The 6,789-nt window shown below is 38.9% G+C and carries 8 protein-coding genes; 6 read left to right on the top strand and 2 right to left on the bottom strand.

Annotated features, from left to right (window positions below):
• The first annotated feature begins 1 nt into the window (after position 1).
• Both PR675_RS17710 and PR675_RS17705 read left to right on the top strand, forming a co-directional pair.
• Complete coding sequence (locus tag PR675_RS17710) at positions 2-517, top strand: DUF3828 domain-containing protein (protein WP_272582846.1); 516 nt, start codon at positions 2-4, stop codon at positions 515-517.
• Between the two features lie 148 nt (positions 518-665).
• Positions 666-1,214, top strand: a complete 549-nt coding sequence (locus PR675_RS17705; protein WP_014656218.1) for a hypothetical protein — start codon at positions 666-668, stop codon at positions 1,212-1,214.
• A gap of 576 nt (positions 1,215-1,790) precedes the next feature.
• Here the strand turns inward: PR675_RS17705 and PR675_RS17700 are convergent.
• The gene (locus PR675_RS17700; protein ID WP_060561102.1) at positions 1,791-2,315 is read right to left on the bottom strand and encodes a pentapeptide repeat-containing protein; all 525 of its coding nucleotides are present in this window, start codon (positions 2,313-2,315) and stop codon (positions 1,791-1,793) included.
• A 36-nt stretch (positions 2,316-2,351) separates the two neighbouring features.
• Here PR675_RS17700 and PR675_RS21045 point away from each other — a divergent pair, with 36 nt between their 5' ends.
• On the top strand, positions 2,352-2,579 hold the full coding sequence (locus PR675_RS21045) for a helix-turn-helix domain-containing protein (protein WP_081045576.1): 228 nt from the start codon (positions 2,352-2,354) through the stop codon (positions 2,577-2,579).
• Between the two features lie 324 nt (positions 2,580-2,903).
• On the opposite strand, the gene PR675_RS17695 is transcribed toward PR675_RS21045, so the two are convergent.
• Positions 2,904-3,566, bottom strand: a complete 663-nt coding sequence (locus PR675_RS17695; protein ID WP_004920968.1) for a GntR family transcriptional regulator — start codon at positions 3,564-3,566, stop codon at positions 2,904-2,906.
• Between the two features lie 385 nt (positions 3,567-3,951).
• On the opposite strand from PR675_RS17695, the gene PR675_RS17690 reads away from it, so the two are divergent.
• The 3 genes from PR675_RS17690 to PR675_RS17680 are packed head-to-tail and all read left to right on the top strand — an operon-like array spanning position 3,952 to position 6,782.
• Positions 3,952-5,190: an NRAMP family divalent metal transporter gene (locus tag PR675_RS17690; protein ID WP_014656216.1), complete on the top strand. Its 1,239-nt coding sequence runs from the start codon at positions 3,952-3,954 to the stop codon at positions 5,188-5,190.
• A 15-nt stretch (positions 5,191-5,205) separates the two neighbouring features.
• Entirely contained in the window at positions 5,206-5,979 is a 774-nt protein-coding gene (locus PR675_RS17685; protein WP_060561101.1) for a LamB/YcsF family protein, read from the top strand.
• Entirely contained in the window at positions 5,976-6,782 is an 807-nt protein-coding gene (locus PR675_RS17680) for a putative hydro-lyase (RefSeq protein ID WP_004920961.1), read from the top strand. Before PR675_RS17685 ends, PR675_RS17680 begins: the two co-directional genes overlap by 4 nt.
• Positions 6,783-6,789: the final 7 nt, after the last annotated feature.

The following is a 6,789-nucleotide window of genomic DNA, read 5'->3' as shown; positions in this document are numbered from 1 at the left end:
AATAGGCATAGCTAATGGGCATGTTAACGACAATTCTAGGACAAATAATGTTTCATCAACTGCAAGTTCAGGGTTATCTCCCGAAGAAGTTGTTGTGAATTTTTATGAAGGCTATCTCAAAAATATAAATGAAGAAAGTCTAGTGGAGAACTATGTAACCCCTGAATTAGCATTAAAATTATACTATTCGTCAATATGTCACTATGATTCGGATGTAGATGAAAAAGAGTTGGAAAAAATTTGTAAAAAAGAACAAGAGTGCAGAAAAAATAGAGGGAATATTGTTTGTAACTGGGATGGAACTTGGATTGAGACAGATGTTAATTATTTTATAAAATCTCAGGATAATTATCCCTCTTGGGAAAAAAGTATAAAGATATTAAAAATTAAGCAAACTGATGCTTACTCAAAAATAAGTTTAATTTTAGGTGACGGCACTGAGCCAAAATTAAATTTACAGATTATCTTAGTTAAACAGGGAAATAACTGGAAAATAAATCGAGTTACGAAGGTTTAAAGAAAAGAAAGGGGAAGTTATACATGGAAAAACAAAAGCAATCTAGAAATAAAAATAAATAATGATATGGAAGAAATAATATATACATTAAAGCCAAATGAGGGTAGAATGGTACTCTCATCGGTATATGAGACGGGCTATTAATAAAATGAATTATAAATTGTCAATTTTATTTTTATTCAGCAGCATGACATTTGCAATGGATAACAATATCTTAAGTGCTGGCTTCTTATCCTATTTTCCTAATGAAATCATACTGTATTCAACTGAAAGTAATTTAAACAACAAAACGGTCACGGTTTGTATAAATAATGAACGCAATAATAAAGTCAAGTGTTACCATATGAATGGGCGTGACTTTCAAAAGACTGAAAAAGGTAATGATGGATATAACTCGATAAATAGCGATTTATTACTTAAATATAGTTACAAAAAAGAATTGCATGATAACAATAATGGTCTGTTTTTTGCTTTTATTTATGACGAAAACAATAAGATGAATATTCATTTTACAGCCCAAGATGCATCAAATTTCACTGTAAGTTACAGTCATCACACTTTAAATCTTGCGACTTGTTTAAGTACTGAAGGGCTTTATTTTTATGATAAAATAAACTTTAAAGCTCTTAAACTATATTACTCTCTCGGTTATGGCGTTGAAAGTAACTGTCCTGAATACTTATATTCAGAACAATAAAATAAGACGCTGAATATCCAAATTTTACTTCGTCCTAGTAAGGTATCTATACGAGCAAAAAGTAAAAGCAGCAAGCGATATCTCATTAGCGTTATAGATAAAATTAATTTATCTTCTTTTATGCTGCTTGATGTAGCTAAAATTATTTACAAGAGGAAATACAGATTAAAAGTCAATTTAACTCGTTATTTTAGGTGCATGAGATGGTGAGCCCTCTAATAACCTGTGATTCTATTTTTTAAGTACTATTCGATTGTTAATCATACAAAGTTTGTAGGGATAATATACTTTATTTAACGGATTATTAGATCAATTTAATAACTAAAAAGAACTTGAAATATAATAATATTATTGGATATGCATACAATTTATTTTGTGTGACTATATATTGAATGCTTAACTTAATTTCAAAATATGACATGTAAAAGATTGAGTTTAATATTATAGGTAAGCTCACCCATCTGATCTCATTCGTGCGAATGTAAGAATACATGAAATCAGGATCAGTATGATGCTTACACCATACTGATAAATCATGATTTGCAATCAAATGATGATTTTTTTCTTTATAAATCGTTAACCTCCGCTTGGCTCCTCGCCTTCAGTGTCTTGCCAATCTATTTGTTCTTTTTGCTGTATTGAAAGAGGAAGAGCTTCTCCAGCTGTTTTAGTCAGCTTTGCTCCTTGCATATTAGCTAAGGTAAATATGCAATTATTAAATTCAGCTAGCCTTAAGTCGGAACCGGATAAGTTACACTCTGTAAAATTTGTATTTTCATAAATAGACGCACGAAGATCCACACCTGCTAGATTAGCGCGTGTAAAATCGACGCTTATAAAATCATTCCAACACATATTTGACTCAGCTAAGTCAGTGTCTGTGAAGTCACAGCCGACTATTTCTGAACGAGAAAAAAATGTCCTTCTCATGTCTAAGGCGCTTAGGTCTAAGTCTTCTATGCCCATTCGAAAAATACTGAATCCACATGGATCAGGATCATCAAACTTGGGCATAGCCTCAGGAAGTCGTGGAGATTGATCATCATAAATTAAGCCTAATTCCCGCAAGGTATTTATAGTTTCATCGAATGTTTTCTTCATGTAATTTTTCCTTGAAAACAAAGTTAAACAAATAAGATTAGAAAGAGCGTAGTCTCAAGCACAATTCGTTCAACTAACATCACTAGAACTATTCAGCGAATTGAAAATAATAAAGTCCCAAATATAGAGACAATTAGTGCATTGTCTTCTGTTTTTAATGTCAGTGTATCTGAACTTGCTTCTATGTCGCTAGTAGAAAATATAGAGTTAGATAACCAAATAGCAGAAATTAGAAAACGGGTAAAGATGAAACTAAGTTACTAAAAAATATAATAGGCGCCGTCATAGTATACTCAACAATATATCATTGTAATTACCCTATTTAGGTTATTACTATCTAGGGAAGTCTTCTGCTCGTAAAATCATTCAAGCTATTCCTTTTAGATAAGTTTTTCTTTAAATCGCAAAAAATAGATTAATGCCTCTTGCCAGAAAGAATTAGCACTGAGTTATTGAAATCTTGCTCCTATTTACCAATATAGTTGATAACAGAAAAGCAGGGGATCCTATTTGTGTAAACAGGCTCTGAATTCCTCAGGATTGACCAGTACTAGATTGATGGCTTTCACACTTTATTAATAAAGAGAATTAATAGCCGGCTTGTTTTCGTTTAAAGGCGGCGAGCAAGGTTCGCTCTGATAAATCTAAATAACGGCTCAATGTATCAGCCGCTTCAAGGTTACGCCCGGCGTCTAATAGCTCTAATATCGACTGGTTTTTATCGATATAAGGGGCATATAGAATCTTAGGATCATTAAGATGACCAAAAGCTAGCCGTAGTTCAGCGGCGATATTACGGTAGAGCTTAATTAGTCTTTCGCTATCAGACAACTCAACAATGGCAGTGTGAAATTTCATATTGGCTGTTCCCACACCAATCCAATTTTCCATCTTTTCTTGTTCGCGAGCTTCGTTGACGGCTTGCTTCATTTTCTGTACGGCAGGATGCATGGCATAGGCTTGCTTCAATGCATCACATTCAATTAATCGGCGTACTTGGTAAATGTCGATGATAGCCGCCATATCGGGTACTGAAACAAATACGCCCTTATTTGGTGCATAAGTAAGTAACCCTTCTTGTGTCAAAACACGAAATACTTCGCGCAGAGTATTACGAGAAATATCTAACTCTTCACTAAGAGCGGCTTCCGACAAACGTTGGCCTGGCGTAAGTTCCCCAACCGTGATTTTGTAGCGGATCGTTTCGGCGATAGTAACAGCTAAGGTCTGAACAACAGGTTGTTTAGTCATATCAATAGGTTTAGGTATGAGCCAATGAGGAACAGTGTAAGAGTTTATCTTCACATATTCCCTAGTCGGCTTCAAGGCTCCTTTTGGTGCATGCTCAGCACAAATCCATCGTTTCTTGCACTCATATGGTGCATTTAGCCGTAATTAGCATTCAAAAAATGTTAATTATTTATGTGTTTTGTTAAAAAAGTGATCGGTCTTTGATTTTTAAATCGCAAACCACGATTTTGATTGCTTGTTAATTCGCCATTCACTATTAATTGTTCAACAATATATTAAAGATAGATTAACAATAATATGTATTGGTAGAACAATGGCATGATTATTGCCTTTATAACTAACACAACATCGATAACGACAAAAACAATCCGAAAGGAGTATGCACATGGCAGCTCAAGAAAGTACCAGCACAGCAGAGTTCATAAAAAATAGGCGTACCTCATTGATTGGGGCAATATTTTTAATGGCGACATCTGCAATAGGGCCAGGTTTTATTACTCAAACAGCAACCTTTACTGTTACCTTAGGAGCCGCGTTTGCTTTTGGGATCTTGGCATCCATTATTATTGACTTTGTGGTGCAGCAGAATATTTGGCGAGTGGTTACTCTAACCAAAATGCATTCATCGGATATCGCTAATGCCACCATCCCCGGAAGTGGCTATCTGCTTGCAGTATTGGTGATTTTTGGTGGTTTGATTTTTAATATCGGTAATATCGCAGGGGCTGGATTAGGGTTAAATGCCCTTGTCGGGTTAGATCCCAAATGGGGCGGGCTGCTCAGTGCCCTGTTAGCGATATATATCTTCTCTTCCCGTAAAGCGAGTACCTTCATTGACCGCGTGATCATTTTGTTAGGCCTAGTCATGATCGGTTTAACGCTGTTTGTGGCCTTTGCTTCCAATCCACCCGTTGGTGAAGCATTACGCCAAAGCGTGCTACCAGATACCGTTGATTTTGCGATGATTACTACCATTGTTGGCGGTACGGTAGGGGGCTATATCTGCTATGCCGGCGCCCATCGTTTACTAGATAAAGGGGCTGTTGGAGTTGAAAACATCCATGTTGTTTCAAGCGCTGCAACTAAAGGGATCTTAGTTGTCGGATTAATGCGCTATATTTTATTTCTTGCCATTCTTGGTGTGGTGGCAAGTGGCGTGACAATTGATATATCAGGCCAAGCTGCTAACCCTGCCTCTCAAGCTTTCCAAGCGGCAGCTGGGAATTTTGGCTTACGCATTTTCGGGTTGATTTTATGGGCGGCTGCATTAACGAGTGTTATCGGTGCTGCTTATACCTCCATGAGTTTCATTACCGCGTTTAAAAAATCCATCACAGAAAGGCAACGTAATATTGCCACCATCTTATTTATCGCAATATCGCTGGCGGTCTACTTAATGATGGGAACCGCACCTGCCGCATTATTAGTTTTTGCTGGTGGGTTTAATGGTCTGATCTTACCGATTGGTTTAACCATCTTTGTTTATATCGGGTGGAAACGTGCCGATTTGATGTCCGGCTATCACTATCCACGTTGGTTGTTATGGTCCGGTATCATTGTCTGTGCATTAACATGGTATATGGGGGCTATGTCGGTTGAAGCAATTTTTAACTACTTGAAATAGAGGTCAAATAGAACAATGAAAAAAATCATCGATTTAAACAGTGATCTCGGGGAAAGCTTTGGTCAATGGAAAATGGGCAATGATACAGCCATGCTGAAAATTGTCAGTAGTGCAAATATCGCCTGTGGTTTTCATGCAGGCTCGCCAGAAGGTATTTTGCGAACATTAAAAGCGGCGAAATTGAACCATGTTACGGTAGGGGCACATGTAGGCTATCCAGACTTAGTGGGCTTTGGGCGGCGCAATATGGATATCGCCTCGGATGAACTGAGCGCTGATGTTATTTATCAAATAGGTGCACTTAAAGGGCTTGCAACTGCGGTTGGTTGCCAAGTCAGCTATGTTAAGCCTCATGGGGCACTGTATAACACCATCGCCCATGATAAGCGTCAAGCAATGGCTGTTATTGATGCGATATGCGCTATCGATTCACAGTTAGTTTTGGTTGCACTTGCAGGCTCGCCACTGATTGGATGGGCCAAAGAGCGAGGGCTAACCGTTATTGCAGAAGCATTTGCGGATAGGGCTTATCACTCTAATGGTGCTTTGGTTTCCCGTCGGGAAGCCGGTTCGGTATTACATGATCCTGAGCAAGTTGCACAGCGCATGCTGCAATTAGTGAATGAAGGGGGAGTAATATCAATTGAAGGGGATTTTACGCCGATCGAAGCGGGCTCTATTTGTGTTCATGGTGATAGCCCTGGGGCATTAGCGATGGCGCAAAATGTGCGTGAGTTATTACAACAGCATGGTGTTGAAATCAGAGCTTTTTCGGGAGGGGCCCTATGACAAGTTTATTTAAGGCGTCAGAAAAAGCGATTATGGCAGCAAGAGCCGCAAGAGAAGCTATTCGACAAGGTTTTGATAAACCGACGGCGGGCTTGGCTGCTGGATTGACTCAAGCCAATATGATTGCGTTGCCTCGTGATTGGGCCTTTGATTTTTTATTGTATGCACAACGCAATCCGAAAAGCTGCCCTGTACTGGATGTATGCGAAGCGGGGAGTTGGCAAACCATTTTGGCTGAAGGGGCCGATTTGCGAACGGATATTCCTCGTTATCGCGTTTGGCAACAGGGGAAACTGGTGGATGAGATCACGGATGCCAGCAAGATTTATCATCAACACACTGACTTAGTGACTTTTTTAATCGGTTGCAGCTTTACTTTTGAAACATCATTGATAGAAGCGGGTATTGATGTACGGCATATCACGGATAAAACCAATGTGCCAATGTATAAAACCAATCGGTTATGCCGTCCAGCGGGGCGATTACATGGAGAGCTCGTGGTTTCAATGCGGCCTATCGCTGCGGATCGTGTAGCGGATGCGGTCAGTATTACAGGGCGTTTTCCATCGGTTCATGGAACCCCTGTTCATATTGGCGCCCCTGAACAATTAGGGATTGTCGATATTATGCAACCTGATTTTGGCGATCCAGTTCGCATTGAAGAGGGAGAAATACCTGTGTTTTGGGCTTGCGGTGTAACGCCACAAGCAGCCGTGATGAAATCAGGCGTCCCATTTGCCTTAAGCCATGCGCCGGGGCATATGTTTATAACGGATATTCCTGATGCAGCCTATCATGTATAAGGGGGTT

This window comes from Providencia sp. PROV261 (assembly GCF_028477945.1).
Lineage (GTDB): Bacteria > Pseudomonadota > Gammaproteobacteria > Enterobacterales > Enterobacteriaceae > Providencia > Providencia stuartii.
The sequence above is the reverse complement of the archived record's forward strand: the minus strand, read 5'-3'. Positions and strand labels throughout refer to the sequence as shown.